Origin of the sequence: Microbacterium resistens (assembly GCF_021172025.1) — a bacterium.
GTDB classification, from domain to species: Bacteria; Actinomycetota; Actinomycetes; order Actinomycetales; family Microbacteriaceae; genus Microbacterium; species Microbacterium resistens.
On record NZ_CP082781.1, the window covers coordinates 866,649 to 886,638 of the forward strand.

Sequence of the window (19,990 nt, forward strand, 5' to 3'; positions counted from 1 at the left end):
CGAATGGGCGATCTCCGGATCACGGTGCGCAACGCACGGTTCCAGCTCATCGAGGCGCTGGTGCACAATCGCAACCGGCGCCTGCGCGAGCGGCGCTTCGTCGTCCAGGGCGTCCGGCCGATCAGCCAGGCCATCGCTCACGGCTGGACGATCGAGACGCTCATCCGCGATGGAGAGCGTCCCCTGTCGGAATGGGCGTCGGAGACTCTGGATCACGCGGGCGAGGTGATCCGGATGAGCGGCGAGCTGCTCGCGGAGCTCTCCGGGAAGGAGGCCGGCGCGAGCGAGCTCGTCGCCATCGTGACGATGCCGGACGACGCCCTGAGCCGGATCCCCGTGCCGGAGGACTTCCTCGGCATGGTGTTCGACCGTCCGACGCAGCCGGGGAACATCGGCGCCATCCTGCGGTCCATGGATGCGTTCGGCGGTCACGGCCTCGTGGTGTCGGGCCACGCCGCCGACCCGTACGATCCGAAGTCCGTCCGCGCGTCGACGGGCTCCCTGTTCGCGACACCGGTGGTGCGCGCGCCGGCTCAGGGGGCGGTCATGGAGTGGGTCGCGCAAGCGCGGGCGTCGGGCACTCCGGTGACGCTCGTCGCGACCGACGAAGACGGCGACGTCGACATCTGGGACCACGATCTGACCGGGCCGACCCTCGTGCTGATCGGCAACGAGACGACGGGGCTCGCCCGAGGCTGGCGCGAGGCAGCGGACGTGACGGTCCGGATTCCCATGCGCGGCTCGGCGAGCTCGCTCAACGCCGCCAACGCGGCGTCGCTCCTGCTCTACGAGGCCGCTCGCCAGCGGGCCCGCTGACAGAAGGCGGGGGAGCACGTCTCTCGCGGGTGTCGGTCACCGCCCGGCGACGGAGCCTCGCCAGGTCTCGATGGCGGTCCGCGATTCCGGCGCGAGATGTCCGCGGGCGAACCACGCGTCGAGGTCCAGGTTCTCGTACATCTCACGGAACGCGGAGCTCGCGGTGTGGCCGAAGCGGCGGAGGACCTCGCGACGTTCATCCGCGTGGAACGGGCGCCCGTGGAGGGCCGCCATGGCGTCGGCGTTTTCGAAGGAGCCGAGGTAATCCGAGACGGCCGCATCCGCCGTGACATCGAGGGCTCGAAGCAGCACCGCGGCGACGAGACCGGTCCGGTCCCAGCCGGCCGCACAGTGGAAGAGCACGGCGCCGTCATCGGCGGTCGCGATCGTGCTCAGGACAGAGGCGAGCCTGTCCGGAAGCGTCCGGAGGTGGTCGAGATAGTAGAGCGGCGTGCCCCAACGCCCGTCTTCTTCGTAGGCCTTCCAGAAGGCGGCGTCGTCCCCGTCGAGGTCCACACGGAGGTGGTTCATCCTCGACGGGACATACCCGGTGTGCTCATCAGGGCGCCGCAGATCGATCACCGTCCGCACGCCGTGCGCGTGAAGCGCCGCCCAGCCCGCGTCATCCAGACGATCGAGCGCCTCGGTGCGCACGAAGACGCCCGTCGGGGTGATCGTCCCGTCGGCGCGGGCAAGGCCCCCGAGATCTCGGGCGTTGGCGAGTCCAGGGATTCGCAGGCGGCACGGCATGCACACCAGTCTGTCATCGTCGGCAGAGCGTCCGCTGATGTCACGGACCGACCGTCGACGGGACGACGGACTCTCCGCGGCGGGGAACCCGGCTGCAGAGGCGGCGCGTCAACGAGCGGTTCTCTTCTGAGGGATACGATCGATCGATGCGGGGACCTGATCAGGAGAGCATCGACGCTCGCATCCAGCACTATTACAACGACCTCTTCGATGAGGACACACGATTGACGACCCGGTCTGCGCAGGGGCCGCTGGAGTTTGAGCGAACCCAGGAACTCATCCGGCAGCACGTCTCAGGAGGGCGGGTGTTGGACGTGGGCGGCGGCACCGGCGTCCACGCGCGTGCGCTGCTATCACCTGTCGGCGCGCGAGGATCGTCGGCAGGCACTCCAGGAGGCCGCACGGGTGACGCGTTCCGAAGGTGTGGTGTTCGCGTCGGCCCTTTCGCGTTATGTCGCGTTCGGGGCGTTGTCCTTGACAGAATCCATCCCCGAGGAGCTCCCGGATGATTGGGCAGCGCTGATCACCCAGGGCATCCCCAGCCCGGACACACGGTTCCCTGCCGGGCACTTCCACTCAGCGGAAGAGCTGGAGGAAGAACTGATCGATGCTGGCTACACGGACGTCGTGGTGCACGGCGTGGAGGGGCCGGCAGGTTTGATGCTGGAAGTTGCGCGCGACCTACCGGACGAGGTTCGCATCGCCGCGCGGACGATCGCCCGTGCCGCCAGCGATTGCCCGGGCATCCGCGATCAGAGCGCACACCTCCTGGCGATCGGCGTCGTCCCGTAGTGCCCCGCCGCGCCACGAGAGGGGAGGGGCGGGGCAGAGGGGCGTTGACGGGCGTCGTGAACTTCACTGACTGCGAAACCCGATGGGCTTCCAACCCGGAATGATAAGGCTATGCCAGCTGATCGCTCCTACATCCGAGTGAAGGCCATGATCGTCGCGCCGAATGATGACGGCTCTCGCCACCTTGTGAGCAGAAACGCCCCGACCAGTGAGAATCCGCTGGGCTATCACCGTCTGATCGGCGGCAGTGTCGAACTGGGGGAGACACACCAGGAAGCGATAATCCGCGAGGTGGATGAGGAACTTGGAGCCCGCATTCTCAACCTCACCCACCTGGGCATAGTCGAGAACATCTTTCGCTACAACGGCGAGCTCGGGCACGAAATCGTCGCTCTTTACACCGGCAAATTGGAGCCGGCACCGGCTGACGAAGGTGGGACGCTTACGGAGTCGGACGGCTCAGTCGTTCCCGTTGTTTGGCGGCCATTCGAGGACACCAACGTGGCAGTACCGCTTTACCCTGCAGGGGCAAACGATTGGATTCGCGAGCGGTTCCGTCTTACCGCGCGAGGTCAAGACCCGGCCTGCGAGTAAATCGCGACCCTGCCTGACGGCCGTGTACGTCACGTGTCTGCGGAGGAACGCCGAAGGCGCGCCGGCAAGGAGCAAAGTGCGCACGTTCGCGCCAGGCGGGATACGAGCGGAGCACCGTGGAAACCCTCGCCGATTCGTGCTACATGCTGGTGTTCAATCGAGGCCCTAAAGGGATCGGTGCAAGTTGCTGGGGCGGCTGGAACGCCGTCAAGCTGTCGGCTAGCCTCGGTGCATGACAGATGACCTTCGCCCCGGCGTCCTCACCAAACTCACCGATGCGGACGCATCCGCCATTAGCGGGTTGCTCGGGCAACTGTCCTCATCCGCGACGTTTGACCGCGCTCGAATCCAGTCGATGATCACGCACGATGCGACGGAGCTCGTGGTGGTACGTCAGGGTGAGCGGATCGTGGGCATGGCGACTCTGGTCACGTTTCCCTTGCCGACAGGACTACGCGGGTTTGTCGAGGATGTGGTGACCGATGAGTCAGTTCGTGGACAGGGAATTGGAAGGCTGTTGCTGACGGCGATGACGGAGATCGCCGTCACGCGCGGTTTGCGCTCGTTGGACCTGACCACCCGTCCGTCACGTGCGGCTGCGCTGCGTCTCTACGAGGCGGTGGGGTTCGTGCGTCGGGACACGAACGTCTTGCGCTTCGTTCCCTGAGATCACGGCCCCTTCGAGCCGGCGCACATCGATCGCCGAAGCTCCGATAATGCACATTATGTCAGTTTGAAGATGGCTTGTTCTCGCCGGCTGCGAATACGACACCCGCTGCAACTTCCCTACTCCAGCCCTGAAACGCAGCATGCACGATGAGATCTAGGACTCCGTCGGGTGGGTTAGCGCCGTGTCGAGCCCCGCCGGTATCTATCCGTTGATCTGGGACTCTTGGAAGCGACTTGCGACGCGTTCGCGAGACGAGCGAATCATTCGCACTTCATGCGAGAGCTGATGTCAGGTGGTCTCCAGCATGCGCGTCACACCGTCCAGTGCGTCCGACACCAGCCGGTAATACGCCCAGGTCCCCCGCTGGGACCGCGTGAGGAAGCCCGCGGTCATGAGGACCTTGAGGTGATGGGACACGGTCGGCTGCGACAGCCCGACCGGGTCGATCAGGTCGCACACGCACGCTTCCTGGCCCTCGCTCGATGCGACGATCGACAGCAACCGCAGCCGGGCCGGATCCGCGAGCGCCTTCAGTCGCGCGGCAAGCTGCTCAGCGTCCTCTTGGCCGAGCGGTTCCTTCACGAGCGGCGCGCAGCACGCGGTCGTTGCGGTGACATCGGTGACCTCGAGCATCGTGACCATGCATCGATACTAATCGATATTGACAGTCGTCGATAGATGCGGTCATACTTGCATCGACGTTCATCGATATGTGGAGGTTCTGATGGTGACGATGCTGGATCTGACCCCGAGAGTCGCGGTCTCGGATCGGCTGGCGACGCTGCCGGTCGTGATCATCGGCGCGGGCCCGATCGGGCTCGCCGCGGCGGCGAACTTGGCCGAGCGGGGCATCGATTTCACGATCCTCGAAGCCGGCGACCGGATCGCACACTCGATCCAGCTCTGGGGCCACACCCGCCTGTTCTCCCCCTGGAAGCACCTCGTCGACCCCGCGTCTCGCCGGCTGCTGGAAGCGACGGGTTGGGTGATGCCGGCCGCGGAGGGGCGCGCCCCGACGGGGCAGGAACTCGTCGACGACTACCTGATCCCGCTCGCGGATCTTCCCGAGATCGGGTCGCGGATCCAGTTCGGCGCCCGGGTGGTCGCCGTGTCGCGGGAGGGCATGGACCGCACCCGCACCGCGGGGCGCGCGCAGGCCCCGTTCCTGCTGCGCATCCAGCACCAGAACGGACAGATCACCGAGGCGACGGCCCGGGCGGTGATCGACGCGTCCGGCACCTACACGTCCCCGAATCCGCTCGCCTCGTCCGGGCTCGCCCCGCTTGGCTTCGACGAGGTCTCCGACGGGGTCCTGCATGCGCTCCCCGATGTCCTCGGCGCGGACCGAGCACGGTTCGCCGGCCGGCACACGGTCGTGGTCGGGGCGCGGCATTCGGCGGCGAATACGCTCATCGCGCTCGGGAAACTCGCCCGCGAGGAGCCGGGCACCGAGGTGACCTGGGCGATCCGCAACCCCTCCGCGATCCGCGTGTCCTCGTCTCCCGATGACGAGCTGCCGGACCGGGCGAAGCTCGGCACCCGCACCGAACGCCTCATCGCCTCAGGTCTCGTGACTGTGGTCGATTCGTTCGAGATCTCCCGCGTCGAATCCCAGGGTGACGGAATCCGCCTGATCGGCGCCCGCCACGGGGAGCCCACGATGCTGGACGCGGACCTGGTGGTGAACGCGACCGGGTTCCGTCCCGACCTGCACATGCTGCGCGAAGTCCGGATCGACCTGGACGACATCGTCGAAGCCCCGCGCCAGCTGGCGCCGCTGATCGACCCGAACGTCCACTCCTGCGGCACGGTCGAGCCACACGGGTTCCGAGAGCTCACGCACCCGGAGCCGGGGTTTTTCATCGTCGGGATGAAGTCCTACGGCCGCGCCCCCACGTTCCTGCTCGCTACCGGCTACGAGCAGGTCCGCTCCGTCACCGCCTGGATCGACGGCGACCTGGCCGCCGCGTCCCGAGTCGCTCTCGCCCTTCCCGCGACCGGGGTCTGCTCCACCAGCGACACCACCGCCGGATCCTGCTGCTCATGACCCAGATCAGCCCCATGGCCGCGCCTCCCCGCGACAGCACCCCCTGACCACTCCCCTCGCCTGCCGGAACGAAGGAACCCCATGTCCAGGCCCACCGTCCTGTTCGTCTGCGTCCACAACGCCGGCCGCTCTCAGATGGCCGCCGGCTACCTGCAGCACCTCGCCGGCGAACGCGTCGATGTCCGCTCCGCCGGATCCGAGCCCAAAGACCAGATCAACCCGGTCGCCATCCAAGCCATGGCAGAGGAAGGCATCGACATCACCGCGAACGCGCCGAAGCTGCTCACCGTCGACGCGGTAAGACAGGCCGACGTCGTGATCACGATGGGCTGCGGCGACGCCTGCCCGGTCTTCCCCGGCAAACGCTACGAGGACTGGGAGCTTGACGATCCCGCCGGGCAGAACATCGACGCCGTCCGCTCCATCCGCGACGAGATCCGCGCCCGCGTGAGCGTCCTCGTCGATGAGCTGCTTCCCTAGCGGGTTCGCCGTTCGGGAGTTCGCATTCACGCCACCAAGGGTCAGGAGACCGCTCCTCTGACGCGGGATGGTCTGTGGCCCGGCCGCGAACGGTTCGCGGCCGCTGCGCGCCACTGCCCCGCCGTGAGCTCGGCGTCTACAGCTTCCGAACGCTCGCCTCTATGCGACGGATGTCCGAGCGCAGCCCCGAACGACATAAGACGCCGAAAGGGCGCTTCTCCCCTGCTTCGAAAGGACGCACATGGCGCATGCTGAGCCGGACGCCCCCGGACGGCGGATCCATGTCACGACGGCGGCGCCGACGGAGCGGCACGCGCGATCCATATGGGACTGCTACCGCACGGTCTTCGGCGACGCGCCGGACTACTCGGTCTGGGTCGAGGAAACGCTCCGACGGCATGCGCGCCGCGACGGTTTCCGCCTGGTGAGCGCGACGGACGGCTCCGCGGTCACAGGCTTCGCCTGGGGATATATCGGTTGTCGAGGTCAGTACTGGACCGATCTCGCCGCAGGCGCCCTGTCTCCGGATGTCGCGGCGACGTGGCTCGGCGGGCACTTCGAGTTCGTCGAGCTCGGCGTCGCACCCGAGCGACGCCGGCACGGCCTCGGCCAGGCGCTGCACGACGCTCTTCTCCAGGGCGTCGATCGGCCGTGCCTGCTGAGCACGATCGACGAGCCGTCGGATCCCGCGGTGCGCCTGTACGTCCGATCCGGGTGGCGACGCCTGGGCGTCCTGACCCCGGGCCGCCTGATCATGGGACGCATGCCGGAGCGGACGCCCCGCTGACCGCAGCTTCGACACCATGGTGTCAACGGCGCGGGGTCCACCCCATCGGGAGCGCACCAGAAGTCTCGGCACGTTCCCGGTCGGCACGTGCCGACCAGCCCTGAGCTTCGTCCTCGCCGTCGAATCCGCCTCGGGCGACGCGGAACCCCACGTCCTCATGGTGCATGCGCGGCGCCCCTCCCCGCCTCGTGGACGCCCGCACGCTCCAGGCCTCGTCGGCGAACCCTCCCCCACGGAACACGCGATAGTCGTCGTATCGCGCCGGATCGAGGAGATCCCAGCACCATTCCCACACGTTTCCGAGCGTGTCGAAGAGGCCGAACACGTTGGGCATCTTCCCACCCACGTCCTGCGGGGTCCGGACTCCGTCGAGGGCCGTCCAGGCGACGTCGGCGAGCGGGCCGTGGTGCGGGCCGACGGAACCCGCACGGCAGGCGTACTCCCACTCGGCTTCGGTCGGCAGGCGGAACCCGTCGGACGACACATCCCAAGAGACGAGCTCGCCATCGAAGCGATACGCGGGCTCGATCCCTTCCCACTCCGACGCGGCGTTGCAGAACCGAATCGCGCGCAGCCAGGGCGCATCGACCGCGGGCCGTCGCGGATGCCGGGCGACGATCCCGAGGATCTCTCCCAGCTGTTCCTCGGTCACCGGGAACGTGCCGATCTCGAAGGACGCCAGTTCCACCGTCCATCGACGGCGTCGACGCTGGTCGTGCAATTCCACCCTGCCGGCCGGAAGAGCGGTCATCTCGATGTCGGGCACCCCGGAACCCTATCCGACAGGCACGTACGGGGTCGTCACCGGTGTCGATACCATCGCGCTATGAAGGTCTCCCCGCAGCATCGCGTGCTCGACCGGGTGTTCGAGGTCAGCATCATTCTCAAAGGGATCAACGGGGTCCTCGAGCTGGTGGGCGGGATCGCCCTGCTGTTCATCGATCCCGTGTGGGTGCGCACGTGGTGGACCGGGCTCACGGCTCACCTGGTCGTCGGGCATGAGCACTCGCCCCTGTGGCAGTGGTTCGTTCATCTGGCGGATGCGCTGGACACGAAGGCCACCGTGTTCGCCGCGGTGTACCTGCTCCTGCACGGGATCATCAAGGTGGTCCTCGTCTGGGCGCTGCTTCGGGAGAAGCTCTGGGCCTACCCGTGGATGATCGTCGCCCTGGGGCTCTTCATCGCGTATCAGTGCTACGAACTCGCCGTCCACTTCAGCTGGTGGATGCTCGCGCTGACCGTGTTCGACCTGTTCATCATCGCGCTGACGCTGCGGGAGTGGCAGCTGCGCCGCCGCCGGGTGACCGCCGCCGTGATCGCGGGCTGACCGGCCGGAGCACTACGGGAGCTGGGCGAACTGCTCCGCGCCACTGTACATCCTCGGCGTTCACGCCCCGGACGGTTGGCGCGAGGACGCGGCACTCGCCCGCACGGAGGGACCTCGCTCCGACGGACCGCATCCGGTGCGTCGTCCGCCGGGACGCGCGATCAGCGCGGCGACGACCAGCGCGAAGAGTGTCAGGCGGGCCGCGGTGCGCCGGGAGCGCCGTCGGTCCCGGGCACTCCCCCGGCGAGCCGCACTGTGAACATGCGGAGGAAGAGCTGGCAGAACGGCCCGACGAGCAGCGCGAACGCCACCGTCCCGGCGCCCACTGTGCCGCCGAGGACCCAGCCGATCGCGACCACGGCCACCTCGATTCCGGTGCGCACGATCCAGATCGGCCAGCCCGTGCGACGGTGCAGCCCGGTCATCAGCCCGTCTCGGGGCCCGGGACCGAAATGCGCACCGATGTAGAGCCCGGTGGCCGCCGCCAGCACCAGCAGACCGACGAGGAACAGGAGGATCTGCACCCACAGATCCTTCGCGACGGGGATCACCAGGAACCCGACGTCCGCGGCGGGCCCCACCAGGAGCGCGTTGAGCAGGGTGCCGATCCCCGGGCGCTGGCGGATCGGGATCCACAGCAGGAGGACGACGATGCTGACGAGGATCGTGATGGCGCCGAACGTCAGCGGCACGTGATGCGACAGCCCCTGGCTGAGCACGTCCCACGGTGCGGCGCCGAGGCCGGCGCGGACGATGAACGCGATGCCGATCCCGTAGAGGAACAGTCCGACGACGAGCTGGGTGATCCTGCGCGGGAGTCGTCGACCGGCGAACCGGGCGGTCACGCCGCATCCGTGCGGCCGTGCGGCGTGACCTCCACCCAGGAAGGGTGCTTGGGCGGGCGGCCGTCGCCGGAGGATCGCCCGGTGAGGCGGCGACCGATCCACGGGCCGACGTGCGCCCGATAGTACTGCCAGGACGTCATCGCCGCGCGCGCCGCAGCGTCCGAGGGGCGCCACCAGGACTCCGGCGGTTCGATTCCCAGAGCCTCCAGGACGCGGGCGGCCACGCGGTGATGGCCGTACGAGTTCATGTGCAGGCGGTCGTCGGCCCAGTACTGCGACGCGCTGAGCTCCCGATCCGGCCAGTTCAGAGCGCGGATCACGTCCGGGCGATCCTGGATCCTCCGGAGGACCGCGGCGGAGAGCTCGTCCCCGCGGCGCTGGATCAGGTCCCCCATCGGCAGCTGCCCCGACGGATTGGCTCCGGACAGGACGATCAGCGTCGTCCCCGTCTCGTCGCATCGGCGCAGCACGCGGGTGAACGCGTCCGCAATGTGCTCGACGTCCGTCCGGGGACGCAGCATGTCGTTGCCGCCGGCATTGAACGACAGATGCGTGGGTCCCAGCGCCAGCGCCGGCTCCAGCTGCTCCTCCACGACGGGCCACGCGAGCTTTCCGCGGATCGCGAGGTTCGCATAGGAGATCGGTGCGCCGATCTGATCCGCCCATCCCTGCGCGACGAGATCCGCCCAGCCGCGCACTCGGCCGTCCGGCAGCTCGTCGCCCACCCCCTCGCTGAAGGAGTCTCCGATGGCGACATAGCGGACGGCGCTCATCCTCTCAGCCTACGGCGTGGGAGGAGCCTAAGGATGCGCGCGGCGCCGGTCGCTGGGCGCCGTCCGCGCCCGATCAGGCGTCCGCGAGAAGACGCCGGACCCGAGGGATGACCTCGGTCCCGTAGAGCTCGATGCTGCGCATCATCGCCTCGTGCGAGAGCGTCCCCGTGGCGTACTTGAGGTCGAACCGACCGATCCCCAGCGTCGTGATCGTGTCCGCGATCTTCCGCGCGACGCGATCCGGAGAGCCGCTGTAGACCGCGCCCGCGGGACCCACCTCCTGCTGGAACTGCGCCCTGCTGTACGGACCCCAGCCGCGTTCCGCCCCGATGGTGTTGCGCATCTCCTCGAAGCCGGGGTACGCGGTGTCCCAGGCCTCGTCGTCCGTGTCCGCGATGTGGCCGGGCGAATGCACGGAGACGGGGTGCTCGGTCGTGCCGAAGCTGCGCACGGAGCGGTGGTACAGGTCGACGAACGGGCGGAACCTCGCCGCCGGCCCACCGATGATCGCCAGCATCAGACCGAGGCCATGACGCGCGACCCGGACCACGGACTCCGGACTGCCGCCCACGCCCACCCAGGTGCGCAGCCCGTTCGCGGTCTTGGGGTGCACGTCGGCGTTCTCCAGCGGGGCGCGCATCGTCCCCGACCAGGTCACCGGCTCCTCCTTGAGGAGCTCGACGAACAGCTCCAGCTTCTCCTCGAACAGGGTGTCGTAGTCACGCAGGTCGTAACCGAACAACGGAAAGGACTCCACGAACGATCCCCGGCCCAGGACCACTTCCGCACGCCCGTCCGACAGCGCGTCGAGTGTGGCGAAGCGTTCGTAGACGCGGACGGGGTCGTCCGACGAGAGCACGGTGACGGCGGTGCCGAGGCGGATCCGGGAGGTCCGAGCGGCGATCGAGGCCAGCACCATCTCGGGCGACGACACCGCGAACTCCGGGCGATGATGCTCCCCGATGCCGAAGAAGTCCACGCCGACGGCGTCGGCGAGCTCGGCCTCGGCGACGATGTTGCGGATGGTCTCCGCAGCGGTGAGCAGCTCCCCCTCGGGAGTGCGGGTCACGTCTCCGAACGTGTCCAGCCCGAACTCGATGTCCTTCGCGTCCATGGATCGCCCTTCCTATTCAGGTGCATAAACCTCGGGAAGGGCCCGCGCATTCCCGCTGCCGGCGGTGAGTCCTGGCAGCGGGAACGCATCGGCTCACCCCGCGTCGAAGACCGAGCGCAGGGTGTCGAGGCCGACCCCGCCGATGTCGAGCGCCCGCTTGTGGAACGCCTTGATGTCGAACGCGTCGCCCTCGGCCGCCTTGACGTGATCGCGGACCTGCTCCCAGATGCGCTGGCCGACCTTGTAGGAGGGCGCCTGCCCGGGCCAGCCGAGGTAGCGGTTCACCTCGAACTGCCGGAACTCGTCCGACATGTTCACGTTCCGGCGCATCATGTCGAGGGCGTAGTCGTGGTCCCAGACGCCCTCGCCGTCCAGACGAGGCTTGCGCAGGTGGACGCCGATGTCGAGGACCACGCGCAGGGCCCGCATTCGCTGTCCGTCCAGCATGCCCAGCCGATCGGCCGGATCGTCGAGGTAGCCGAGCTGCTCCATGAGCCGCTCGGCGTACAGCGCCCAGCCCTCCGCGTGGCCGGATGTGCCCGCGAGCACCCGGCGCCAGGTGTTCAGCTCGGCGCGATTGTAGGTCGCCTGCGCGATCTGCAGATGATGGCCGGGAACGCCCTCGTGGTACACCGTGGTGAGCTCGCGCCAGGTGTCGAACTCGGTGACGCCCTCGGGGACGGACCACCACATGCGGCCCGGACGGGAGAAGTCGTCCGTCGGACCGGTGTAGTAGATGCCGCCCTCCTGAGTCGGCGCGATCATGCACTCCAGCCGTCGGATCTGCTCCGGGATGTCGAAGTGCGTCGCCCCGAGCTCGGCGATCGCCCGGTCGCTCGTCTCCTGCATCCAGCGCTGCAGAGCCTCGGTGCCGACGAGCTTGCGCGCGGGATCCGCCTCGAGGTGCGCGACGGCCTCCTCCACGGTCGCGCCGGGCAGGATCTCGTGCGCGATCGCCGTCTGCTCGGCGATCATCCGATCGAGCTCCTCGCGCCCCCATTCGTAGGTCTCGTCCAGGTCGACCGTGGCCCCCAGGAACCGCCGGGACGCGAGCGCGTAGAGCTCCCGGCCGACGGCGTCATCGTCTGCCGCGACCGGTGCGAGCTCCGTCGTGAGGAACGTGCGCAGCTCGTCGTAGGCCACGCGCGCGGCGGCCGAGCTCTCCCCCAGCTCACGGGCGAGGGACGCCGGAAGCTGCCCGGTCTCGGGCGCCGCTTCGGCGACGAAGCCCGCGAAGAAGCCGTCGTCGGCCGTGTAGCGGGCGATCTGGGTGGCCACCTCGACGACCTGTCGACGCGCGGGGACGACGCCCTGCGCGATCCCTTCACGCAGGGTCGCCACATATCCGCCGAGCGCTTCGGGGACGGCGGACAGACGCTCGGCGATCACCGCCCAGTCATCCGCCGTGGCCGTCGGCATGAGGTCGAACGCCTGACGGAAGTCCTGCGCGGCCGACGCGATGACGTTGAGGTCGCGCAGGTGCCACCGGGCGGCGTCGAACTCGAGTTCGAGGCGCAGCTCGGCGCTCAGGTCCGCTTTCGTGACCTCGTCCACGTGGTCCGCAGGCTCCAGGGCCTCGAGCGCGTCGAGGGCGCGCCGAGTCTGTTCGATCGTGTGCGCGTGACCGTCGGGGCTCAGATCGTCCAGCCGGCCGTTGGCCTCGTTGCGGCCGATGTAGGTCGCCAGGGTCGGCGAGAGCTCGACGAGCGTGTCCACCCACTTCTCGGCCACCTGGTCGATGGCCGAAGGGGTGCGCGGGGCGGGTGTCTGTTCCGTCATGGACACGAGCGTAGCGCCGGTCAGTGCGCGGCCTCGTTCCAATCCGCTCCGCGTCCGACCTGCACGTCGAGGGGTACCGACAGCGTCGCAGCGCCGCTCATGCGGTCGCGCACGATCTCCTCGACCGCGTCCCACTCCCCCGGCGCGATCTCGACCACGAGTTCGTCGTGGATCTGCAGGAGCACGCGGGATCCGAGCCCACGGTCGAGGAGATCCGCGTGGATCCGGAACAGTGCGATCTTCATGATGTCGGCGGCGCTGCCCTGGATGGGCGCGTTGAGGGCGGCGCGCTCGGCGTTCTCGCGCAGGACGCGGTTGGGGCTGGAGAGGTCGGGGAAGGGGCGGCGGCGGCCGAAGATCGTCTCCGTGTACCCGACCTCCTTCGCCGCCATCACCGACGCGCGAAGGTAATCGCGGACCGCGCCGAAACGGGCGAAGTACTCGAGCATGAGCTGCTTGGCCTCGGCCTGCTCGATGCGCAGCTGCTTGGACAGCCCGAACGCGCTCAGACCGTACACGAGGCCGTAGGACATCGCCTTGACTTTGGTGCGCATCGCAGCGGTCACATCCTGCGGATCGACGCCGAAGACACGCGCGCCGACGAAACGATGCAGATCCTCGCCGGAGTTGAACGCCTCGATGAGCCCCTCGTCGCCGGAGAGGTGCGCCATGATCCGCATCTCGATCTGCGAGTAGTCCGCGGTGAGCAGCGACTCGAATCCGTCGCCCACTTCGAACGCGGCGCGGATCCGGCGTGACTCCTCGGTGCGCACCGGGATGTTCTGCAGGTTCGGGTCCGTGCTCGACAGGCGGCCCGTCTGGCTCCCGGTCTGCACGTAGGTGGTGTGGATCCGCCGATCCTCACGGATCGCGGTGTCCAGCGACTCGATGATCTGGCGCAGCTTCGTGGCCTCGCGATGCTGCAGAAGCAAGCCCAGGAACGGGTGCGGGTTGACCTCCTGCAGGTCGGCGAGGACCGCCGCGTCCGTGGAGTAGCCGGTCTTCGTCTTGCGGGTCTTCGGGAGCTGAAGATCCTCGAAGAGCACCTCCTGCAGCTGCTTCGGGGAACCCAGGTTCACCTCCCGCCCGATGATCCCGAAGGCCTCCTGGGCGATGCGGTCGGCCCGCTCCCCGAGCTCCTTCGAGAACGACGACAGCTTGTCGTGGGAGACCGAGACACCGGCCAGTTCCATGTCCGCCAGCGCCAGCAGCGTGGGCAGCTCGATCTCCCGCAGCACGCGGTCGACATCGTCAGGGAGGTCCTCCCGCAGGGCGGCGATGACCCGCTGAGTGAACCACGACAGCTGCGCGGGTGTGGCGCCCTCGGTCTCCGGGACGAGCTGGCTCGGATCCGCGACGGGCAGCTTCTCGCCCAGGTAGCGGTCCACGAGGTCTGCGAGGGTCTTGTCCGGGAAGCTGGGGCGAAGAAGCCACCCGGCGAGCCCCGCGTCGTAGGCGAGGCCCCCGAGCCGGACGCCCGCGGTCCGCAGCGCCTTCACCTGCGGCTTCGCGTCATGGAAGAGCTTCGGCGCGTCGGATTCCAGCCAGGGCTGAAGGGAGGCCTGCACAGCATCGCTCCAGTCGGTCTCCACGAGGTCGTCACCGGAGGACAGGCCCACGCGCGACGGCACACCGGCGGCGGCGGTCAGCGTGACGGCGACCTCGCCGCTCACCCCGGAGATCCAGTCGGCGAGCACAGCGGCGTCGACCTCGCGGGCCGCAGGCACGCTGACCTGCGTGGCCGGGTCCTCGTGCGACTCGCCGTCCGTCATCGCCTCGAAGACGCGCGGGAGAAGAGTCCGGAACTCCAGGCGCGCGAAGATGTCCCGCACCGCCTGGGCATCGATGGGCGTGACCGCGAGGTCCGCGGGGCCCACAGGCAGCTCGACGTCGCGGAGCAGTCGATTCAGCCGGCGGTTGCGCCGGACGTCGTCGATGTGATCGCGGAGGTTCCCGCCCACCACGCCCTTGATCTCGTCCGCCCTGCGGAGAAGCTCGTCCAGCGAGCCGAACTGCGTGAGCCACTTGACCGCGGTCTTCTCGCCCACTTTGGGCACCCCGGGCAGGTTGTCGCTCGTCTCCCCGACCAGGGCGGCGATGTCCGGATACTGCTCCGGGCGGACGCCGTAACGCTCCTGGACGGTGACGGGGTCGTAGCGCTTGAGCTGCGAGACCCCCTGCACCGAGGGATACAGCAGCGTCACCTCGTCGGTGACCAGCTGGATCGTGTCCCTGTCGCCGGAGACCACGAGCACGTCATAGCCCTGCTCGGCTCCCTGCGTCGCCAGCGTGGCGAGGATGTCGTCCGCCTCGAACTGCTCCTTCGTGAGCACGGGGATCGACATCGCGGCCAGGCAGTCCTGAAGAAGCGGGATCTGACCGCGGAACTCCTGCGGCGTCTCGGAGCGGGTCGCCTTGTACTCGGCATACTCCTCGGTGCGGAAGGACTGGCGGGACGTGTCGAAGGCGATCGCCATGTGCGTCGGCCGCTCGGCCTTGATGAGGTTGACCAGCATCGAGAGGAAGCCGTAGATGGCGTTGGTGTGCTGGTTGTCCTTGGTCGTGAAGTTCTCGACCGGGAGCGCGAAGAACGCGCGGTAAGCGAGCGAATGGCCGTCCACGACCATGAGGGTAGGCTTTGCGGAGTCCGTCACCCTGCCAGCCTAACGAGGAGCACGGACACCCGCCGAGGAGGAAGAATGACCGACGCCGCCACCAGCGAGGGACTCGAGTGGGCGACGGCCCGGGGCATGGGGGCGCTCGCCGAGAAGATGGGGATGCGGTTCACGGAGTTCTCGCTCGAGCGCTGCGTAGCCACGATGCCGGTCGAGGGCAACACGCAGCCGGTGGGGCTCATGCACGGGGGCGCGTACGTCGTCCTCGGCGAATCGCTCGGCTCGATGGCCGCCAATCTCCACGCCGGCCCGGGGCGTCTCGCGGTCGGCGTCGACATCAACGCCACGCACACCCGCTCGGCCACGAGCGGTGTCGTGACCGGGGTCTGTACACCGGTGCACCTCGGGCGCAGCATCACGGTCCACGAGATCGTCGTCACGGACGATCAGGGCCGCCGCTGCTCGACCATCCGCATCACGAACATGATCAAGGACGTGCCGGGAGAGGCGTGATCTCTGATCGCGGCTACGCGTTCCCGGACGGCGTTCTGAGGATCGCGATCACCTCGCTCAACTGGGCGGTCATTCCGTCCAGGTGGGTGTCGATCCCGTCCAGGTGGGTGTCGATCCCGTCCAGACGGGTGTCGATCCCGTCCAGACGGGTGTCGATCCCGTCCAGACGGGTGTCGATCCCGTCAAGGCGGGTGTCGATCCCGTCAAGGCGCTTGTCGATCCCGTCAAAACGAGCGTCGTGAGCCTCCAGCCGTTTGTCCACTGCAGCGAGGAGCTCGTACAGGTCGTCGATGTCGTTCGAGTGACGATCGATCAGAAGGTCCTTGTTCGAGGGGGCGGCGGGCATGTCCCGACGATACACCGAGCGGCGGGCGGCTTCCCGGGTGCGAGAGCGCTCTGTGGACAAGTCACACACCGTCAGCGCGAGGCCTCGAGCAAGCGCTGGAACAGCAGGTGGTCCTGCCACTCCCCCGCGATCCGCAGGTAGCGGGGAGCCAGGCCGATCCGCCGGAATCCGTTGACCTCCAGGACGCGCTGGGAGCCGACGTTGTGCACCAGCGTCGCGGCCTGGATCCGGTGCAGCCCCAGGTGCTCCTGCGCATGCGCGCGCACGTGGGAGACAGCGCGGCGCATGATGCCGCGTCCCGCGAGCGATGCGTCGATCCAGTAGCCGAGATCGGCACTGTGGAACGCGCCGCGGACGATGTTGTTGAGGTTGACCCGCCCGAGGACGCGTCCCCCGTCGTCGAAGAGGAGGAACCTCGCGCTGCGCCCCTCGGCCGCTTCGCGCAGCGAAAGCCCGACCTGCGCCTCCTGGTGCTCGGCGGTGAACGCCGGAGCGCGAACCGGATCCCAGGGCTCCAAGTGCGCACGGTTTCGCGAATAGGCCTTCGCGAGCTCGACGCCGTCGCCGGGACGGATCAGCCGGAGCCGGAGTCCGTCACCGAGATCCACCCCTACTTCTTGGGGGCGAGCTGCTCGATGATCGCCTTGGCGACGTCCTGCATCGTCAGGCGGCGATCCATCGACGCCTTCTGGATCCAGCGGAACGCCTCGGGCTCGCTCAGGCCCATCTTCTCGTTGAGGAGGCCCTTCGCGCGGTCGACCAGCTTGCGGGTCTCGAAGCGCTCGACCATGTCGGCGACCTCGGCCTCGAGGGTGATGATCTGCTCGTGGCGGGCCAGGGCGATCTCGATCGCGGGGAGGAGATCGTTGGGGGTGAAGGGCTTCACGACGTAGGCCAGGGCGCCGGCCTCGCTCGCCCGCTCCACGAGCTCCTTCTGGCTGAACGCGGTGAGCAGCACGACCGGGGCGATGTTGCCCTTGTGCAGTTTCTCCGCCGCGCTGATCCCGTCCAGCTGGGGCATCTTGACATCCATGATGACGAGATCGGGGCGCAGCTCCGTGGCGAGCTGGACAGCCGTCTCGCCGTCCCCCGCCTCGCCGACGACGTCGAAGCCGTTGTCTCGGAGGATCTCGACGATGTCGAGGCGGATCAGCGATTCGTCCTCCGCGACGACGACACGGCGGGGCGCGGTGGACGTCGGGGTCTCGGGCTGCTCAGGCTGTGCTTGCTCGGTCACGGATCCATTCTAGGGGACGCCTCTCCCTCCCGGCGGTCGCGCGCCCCGCGTCGGCCGGATCGCCGCCTGACCGTTTCGGCTATCGTTTCGATCGTGACCGGCTCCCTCCGTTCCTCGACCGCGCCGCTGACGGTGCGCCGGTTCCGGCGCTCGGACTGGGGCTGGGTCCAGCGGTGGTTCGAGGACGAGACGCTCGACCGCGAGCTCGGTCCCCTCGACGAGGAATGGCTGGACCATGTGCTGACCGAGACCGACGGGGTCGAGCTCGTCGTCGAGGAGCCCGGTGCCGATTCCGGCACGGGCGCGCCCGTGGCGCTGATCGGGATCGTGTGGGGCGGCGCCGACCACGGGGCCGCCGGTCTCCCCCACGCCGTCACGGACCTCGCCGTGGATCCGGCGCGGCGCCGCAGCTCCCTGGGACGCCGCGCACTGGACGCCGCGCTCGCGTGGCCGGGACATCCCGCGAACGACGCGTGGGTCGCCTACGTGGACCAGGAGAACCCCGGCGCCTTCGCGTTCTTCACCGCCGTCGGGTGGTCCCATCAGGGCCTCGATCCGGATCCGTCCGACGAGGACGCGATGCACCGGTTCACCCGGACCTGACGACGCGGGCCTCGCCGAGAAGCGAGCGCCCGGTGCCGGTGCACCGCCGGCGGGGAAGGGCGCCGAACGCCATCACGGACATCGCGACGCCGGTATGATCGGGGCCGTGGAGATGATCGAGGTCGACAGAGCCTAGCCGCCGAGCATCGGTGGCTCCTCCCCGTGCGGGCATCTCCCGCGCGCGTGATCGACCCTTCTCCGTCGCGCACAGACCCGCTCCGCGAGGCACGGATGCGTGCGTGGTGCGGTAGCCACCGGCATGTTCGGCCTGCCCGACGTCGCTTCCGTGCGGGACGCCCCGCGCGGGGCTCTCTCGCGCCGCGCGCCTCATCGGACCCCGGTCCTCCCGCCGTTGCCGCGCCCCAGAGTGCGCTCCGTCTCACGGTTCCGTCGTCGGTTGCCCTGCCAGTCCCCTGGCGCCCGCTCTCGCCGATGAAAGGCACCGCCATGCACGACCGCACCTCTCTCCCCGCCCCACGACCCGGACGCGCCCCGGGCACGACGCCGCCTCCCGGCCTGTCCCGGCCCTACGAGATCCAGCTCCGAAAGGACGGTGGAGCATGGGCCTGTCGTTGACCACGCGGAGCCGCTGGATGCGGATCCGCGACCACCTCGCACAGTCCGGCGAGCCGTCGTTCCGGTTCGCGCAGCTCATCACCGCATGGAAAGGATCCACCGCGGAGACCTTCGCCGATGTCCACGCCCTCCCTCTCCGCCTGCGTCAGGAGCTGACGGAGACGTTCGGCGCCCTGCTGCACCCCCTCCGGGTCCTGGATCGCCAACGCGACGAACAAGTGGAGAAGGTGCTGTTCGCATCGGAGAGCGGCGCACGCATCGAGACCGTGGTCTCGCACTATCGAGACGGCTGGGACTCGATGTGCATCTCTTCCCAGGCCGGCTGCGGCCTGGGATGCACGTTCTGCGCCACCGGTGCTGTCGGGCTGATCCGCAACCTCAGCGCCGACGAGATGGTCGCTCAGGTCATGCATCCCTGGTGGACCAGGGCCGAGCTGCCGAGACCGGCCAGCGTGGCCTTCATGGGGATGGGCGAGGCGCTCGCGAACCCGCACCTCTTCGATGCGCTGACGCTGCTGACGGACAGCGCGTACGCCGGCATGTCGGCGCGGAGGATCACCGTGTCCACGGTGGGGTTCGCACCGAACCTGGAGCGTCTGGTCACCGAGCATCCTCAGCTGACGATCACTCTGTCGGTGCACTCGGCGTACCCGGAGCAGAGAGAGGGGATCATCCCCCTCGAGCGGCGATTCCCGCTCGCACAGAACCTCGACATCCTCGATCGGCACGTCGCTCTGAGCCGTCGCAAGGTCTATCTCGCGTACCTGCTGATCGCCGGTGTCAACGACAGCGACGACCATGCCCGCGCGCTGGTCGAGCTGGTGTCCGCCCGTGCGCGGCCGGAGCTGTTCCACGTGAGCGTCATCCGCTACAACGAAGCGGCCGGCGCCGCTCCCGAGTACCGTGCGCCGTCGTCTCGCGATGTCGACGCGTTCGTCGAGACGCTGACCGCCCACGGCGTCCACGCGACCAGGCGACGGCAGCTCGGTTCCCGAATCGATGCGGCCTGCGGTCAGCTGCATGCGAGATATCTCGCCCCCGGCGGCCGGGGTACGGGTGGGGGCGCCGCGTCCTCACCGGTGATCCCGCTCGCCGTCGGTCGCGGGAACGGGTGAACGCCGCCCATCGCACCGTCCGACACCGGCGGCACGCTCCCCGTCCGTGAGGGGCGGCGTGACGATGGGCCGCGATCCCTGCAGGGTTCGCGGCCCATCGCCGTCGGTGCCGGCGGTGGGACTCGAACCCACACGCCCTTTCGGACAAAGCATTTTGAGTGCTCCGCGTCTGCCATTCCGCCACGCCGGCCCGCAGACGAGCCTATCGCAG

22 protein-coding genes and 1 tRNA gene are annotated in these 19,990 nt (G+C 68.7%); 11 read left to right on the forward strand and 12 right to left on the reverse strand.

Features of this window, described 5'->3' with window-relative positions; translation table 11 throughout:
* Positions 1–3 precede the first annotated feature (3 nt).
* The gene (locus tag K8F61_RS04135; protein WP_231820770.1) at positions 4–816 is read left to right on the forward strand and encodes a TrmH family RNA methyltransferase; all 813 of its coding nucleotides are present in this window, start codon (positions 4–6) and stop codon (positions 814–816) included.
* 36 nt (positions 817–852) lie between these two features.
* On the opposite strand, the gene K8F61_RS04140 is transcribed toward K8F61_RS04135, so the two are convergent.
* Positions 853–1,566: a tyrosine-protein phosphatase gene (locus tag K8F61_RS04140; protein ID WP_231820771.1), complete on the reverse strand. Its 714-nt coding sequence runs from the start codon at positions 1,564–1,566 to the stop codon at positions 853–855.
* Between the two features lie 405 nt (positions 1,567–1,971).
* Here K8F61_RS04140 and K8F61_RS04145 point away from each other — a divergent pair, with 405 nt between their 5' ends.
* The 3 genes from K8F61_RS04145 (at position 1,972) to K8F61_RS04155 (ending at position 3,619) form a co-directional block, all read left to right on the forward strand.
* The gene (locus tag K8F61_RS04145) at positions 1,972–2,358 is read left to right on the forward strand and encodes a hypothetical protein (RefSeq protein WP_231820772.1); all 387 of its coding nucleotides are present in this window, start codon (positions 1,972–1,974) and stop codon (positions 2,356–2,358) included.
* Positions 2,359–2,469: 111 nt separating this feature from the next.
* Positions 2,470–2,952, forward strand: a complete 483-nt coding sequence (locus tag K8F61_RS04150; protein ID WP_231820773.1) for an NUDIX hydrolase — start codon at positions 2,470–2,472, stop codon at positions 2,950–2,952.
* A gap of 232 nt (positions 2,953–3,184) precedes the next feature.
* Positions 3,185–3,619, forward strand: coding sequence for a GNAT family N-acetyltransferase (locus tag K8F61_RS04155; protein WP_231820774.1), 435 nt, complete (start codon positions 3,185–3,187; stop codon positions 3,617–3,619).
* Between the two features lie 291 nt (positions 3,620–3,910).
* Here K8F61_RS04155 and K8F61_RS04160 read toward each other — a convergent pair whose 3' ends face one another.
* Positions 3,911–4,264, reverse strand: coding sequence for an ArsR/SmtB family transcription factor (locus K8F61_RS04160; protein WP_231820775.1), 354 nt, complete (start codon positions 4,262–4,264; stop codon positions 3,911–3,913).
* A gap of 19 nt (positions 4,265–4,283) precedes the next feature.
* Between K8F61_RS04160 and K8F61_RS04165 the strand changes: the two genes are divergently transcribed.
* From K8F61_RS04165 to K8F61_RS04175, 3 genes are all read left to right on the forward strand, one after another.
* Entirely contained in the window at positions 4,284–5,669 is a 1,386-nt protein-coding gene (locus tag K8F61_RS04165; RefSeq protein WP_231820776.1) for an FAD-dependent oxidoreductase, read from the forward strand.
* Between the two features lie 81 nt (positions 5,670–5,750).
* The gene (locus K8F61_RS04170) at positions 5,751–6,149 is read left to right on the forward strand and encodes an arsenate reductase ArsC (RefSeq protein WP_231820777.1); all 399 of its coding nucleotides are present in this window, start codon (positions 5,751–5,753) and stop codon (positions 6,147–6,149) included.
* A 241-nt stretch (positions 6,150–6,390) separates the two neighbouring features.
* Positions 6,391–6,936, forward strand: coding sequence for a GNAT family N-acetyltransferase (locus tag K8F61_RS04175; RefSeq protein WP_231820778.1), 546 nt, complete (start codon positions 6,391–6,393; stop codon positions 6,934–6,936).
* Between the two features lie 22 nt (positions 6,937–6,958).
* Here K8F61_RS04175 and K8F61_RS04180 read toward each other — a convergent pair whose 3' ends face one another.
* Positions 6,959–7,702, reverse strand: a complete 744-nt coding sequence (locus K8F61_RS04180; RefSeq protein WP_231820779.1) for a formylglycine-generating enzyme family protein — start codon at positions 7,700–7,702, stop codon at positions 6,959–6,961.
* Positions 7,703–7,762: 60 nt separating this feature from the next.
* Between K8F61_RS04180 and K8F61_RS04185 the strand changes: the two genes are divergently transcribed.
* Complete coding sequence (locus K8F61_RS04185) at positions 7,763–8,263, forward strand: DUF2127 domain-containing protein (protein ID WP_231820780.1); 501 nt, start codon at positions 7,763–7,765, stop codon at positions 8,261–8,263.
* A gap of 191 nt (positions 8,264–8,454) precedes the next feature.
* On the opposite strand, the gene yczE is transcribed toward K8F61_RS04185, so the two are convergent.
* The 5 genes from yczE to polA all read right to left on the reverse strand — a co-directional run bounded on the left by yczE (position 8,455) and on the right by polA (position 15,428).
* Positions 8,455–9,108, reverse strand: coding sequence for a membrane protein YczE (gene yczE / locus K8F61_RS04190; protein ID WP_231820781.1), 654 nt, complete (start codon positions 9,106–9,108; stop codon positions 8,455–8,457).
* The gene (locus K8F61_RS04195) at positions 9,105–9,881 is read right to left on the reverse strand and encodes an SGNH/GDSL hydrolase family protein (protein ID WP_231820782.1); all 777 of its coding nucleotides are present in this window, start codon (positions 9,879–9,881) and stop codon (positions 9,105–9,107) included. Before K8F61_RS04195 ends, yczE begins: the two co-directional genes overlap by 4 nt.
* 73 nt (positions 9,882–9,954) lie before the next feature.
* Positions 9,955–10,995 carry an LLM class flavin-dependent oxidoreductase gene (locus K8F61_RS04200; protein ID WP_219084700.1) on the reverse strand — a complete coding sequence of 347 codons (1,041 nt, stop codon included), beginning with the start codon at positions 10,993–10,995 and terminating at the stop codon, positions 9,955–9,957.
* A gap of 93 nt (positions 10,996–11,088) precedes the next feature.
* Entirely contained in the window at positions 11,089–12,774 is a 1,686-nt protein-coding gene (locus K8F61_RS04205) for a DUF885 domain-containing protein (protein ID WP_231820783.1), read from the reverse strand.
* Between the two features lie 20 nt (positions 12,775–12,794).
* Positions 12,795–15,428, reverse strand: a complete 2,634-nt coding sequence (polA, locus tag K8F61_RS04210; protein WP_231820784.1) for a DNA polymerase I — start codon at positions 15,426–15,428, stop codon at positions 12,795–12,797.
* Positions 15,429–15,473: 45 nt separating this feature from the next.
* On the opposite strand from polA, the gene K8F61_RS04215 reads away from it, so the two are divergent.
* Entirely contained in the window at positions 15,474–15,902 is a 429-nt protein-coding gene (locus tag K8F61_RS04215; RefSeq protein ID WP_219084703.1) for a hotdog fold thioesterase, read from the forward strand.
* Between the two features lie 13 nt (positions 15,903–15,915).
* On the opposite strand, the gene K8F61_RS04220 is transcribed toward K8F61_RS04215, so the two are convergent.
* The 3 genes from K8F61_RS04220 to K8F61_RS04230 all read right to left on the reverse strand — a co-directional run bounded on the left by K8F61_RS04220 (position 15,916) and on the right by K8F61_RS04230 (position 17,485).
* Positions 15,916–16,248 (reverse strand): hypothetical protein, encoded by a 333-nt coding sequence (locus tag K8F61_RS04220; RefSeq protein WP_231820785.1) that lies wholly within the window; start codon positions 16,246–16,248, stop codon positions 15,916–15,918.
* Between the two features lie 71 nt (positions 16,249–16,319).
* Positions 16,320–16,856 carry a GNAT family N-acetyltransferase gene (locus K8F61_RS04225; protein ID WP_231820786.1) on the reverse strand — a complete coding sequence of 179 codons (537 nt, stop codon included), beginning with the start codon at positions 16,854–16,856 and terminating at the stop codon, positions 16,320–16,322.
* A gap of 2 nt (positions 16,857–16,858) precedes the next feature.
* Positions 16,859–17,485 (reverse strand): ANTAR domain-containing response regulator, encoded by a 627-nt coding sequence (locus tag K8F61_RS04230; protein ID WP_067243365.1) that lies wholly within the window; start codon positions 17,483–17,485, stop codon positions 16,859–16,861.
* A 93-nt stretch (positions 17,486–17,578) separates the two neighbouring features.
* On the opposite strand from K8F61_RS04230, the gene K8F61_RS04235 reads away from it, so the two are divergent.
* Entirely contained in the window at positions 17,579–18,088 is a 510-nt protein-coding gene (locus K8F61_RS04235; RefSeq protein ID WP_231820787.1) for a GNAT family N-acetyltransferase, read from the forward strand.
* A 560-nt stretch (positions 18,089–18,648) separates the two neighbouring features.
* Complete coding sequence (locus K8F61_RS04240; protein ID WP_231820788.1) at positions 18,649–19,779, forward strand: radical SAM protein; 1,131 nt, start codon at positions 18,649–18,651, stop codon at positions 19,777–19,779.
* 107 nt (positions 19,780–19,886) lie between these two features.
* On the opposite strand, the gene K8F61_RS04245 is transcribed toward K8F61_RS04240, so the two are convergent.
* Positions 19,887–19,969: transfer RNA gene (locus K8F61_RS04245), tRNA-Leu, on the reverse strand.
* Positions 19,970–19,990: the final 21 nt, after the last annotated feature.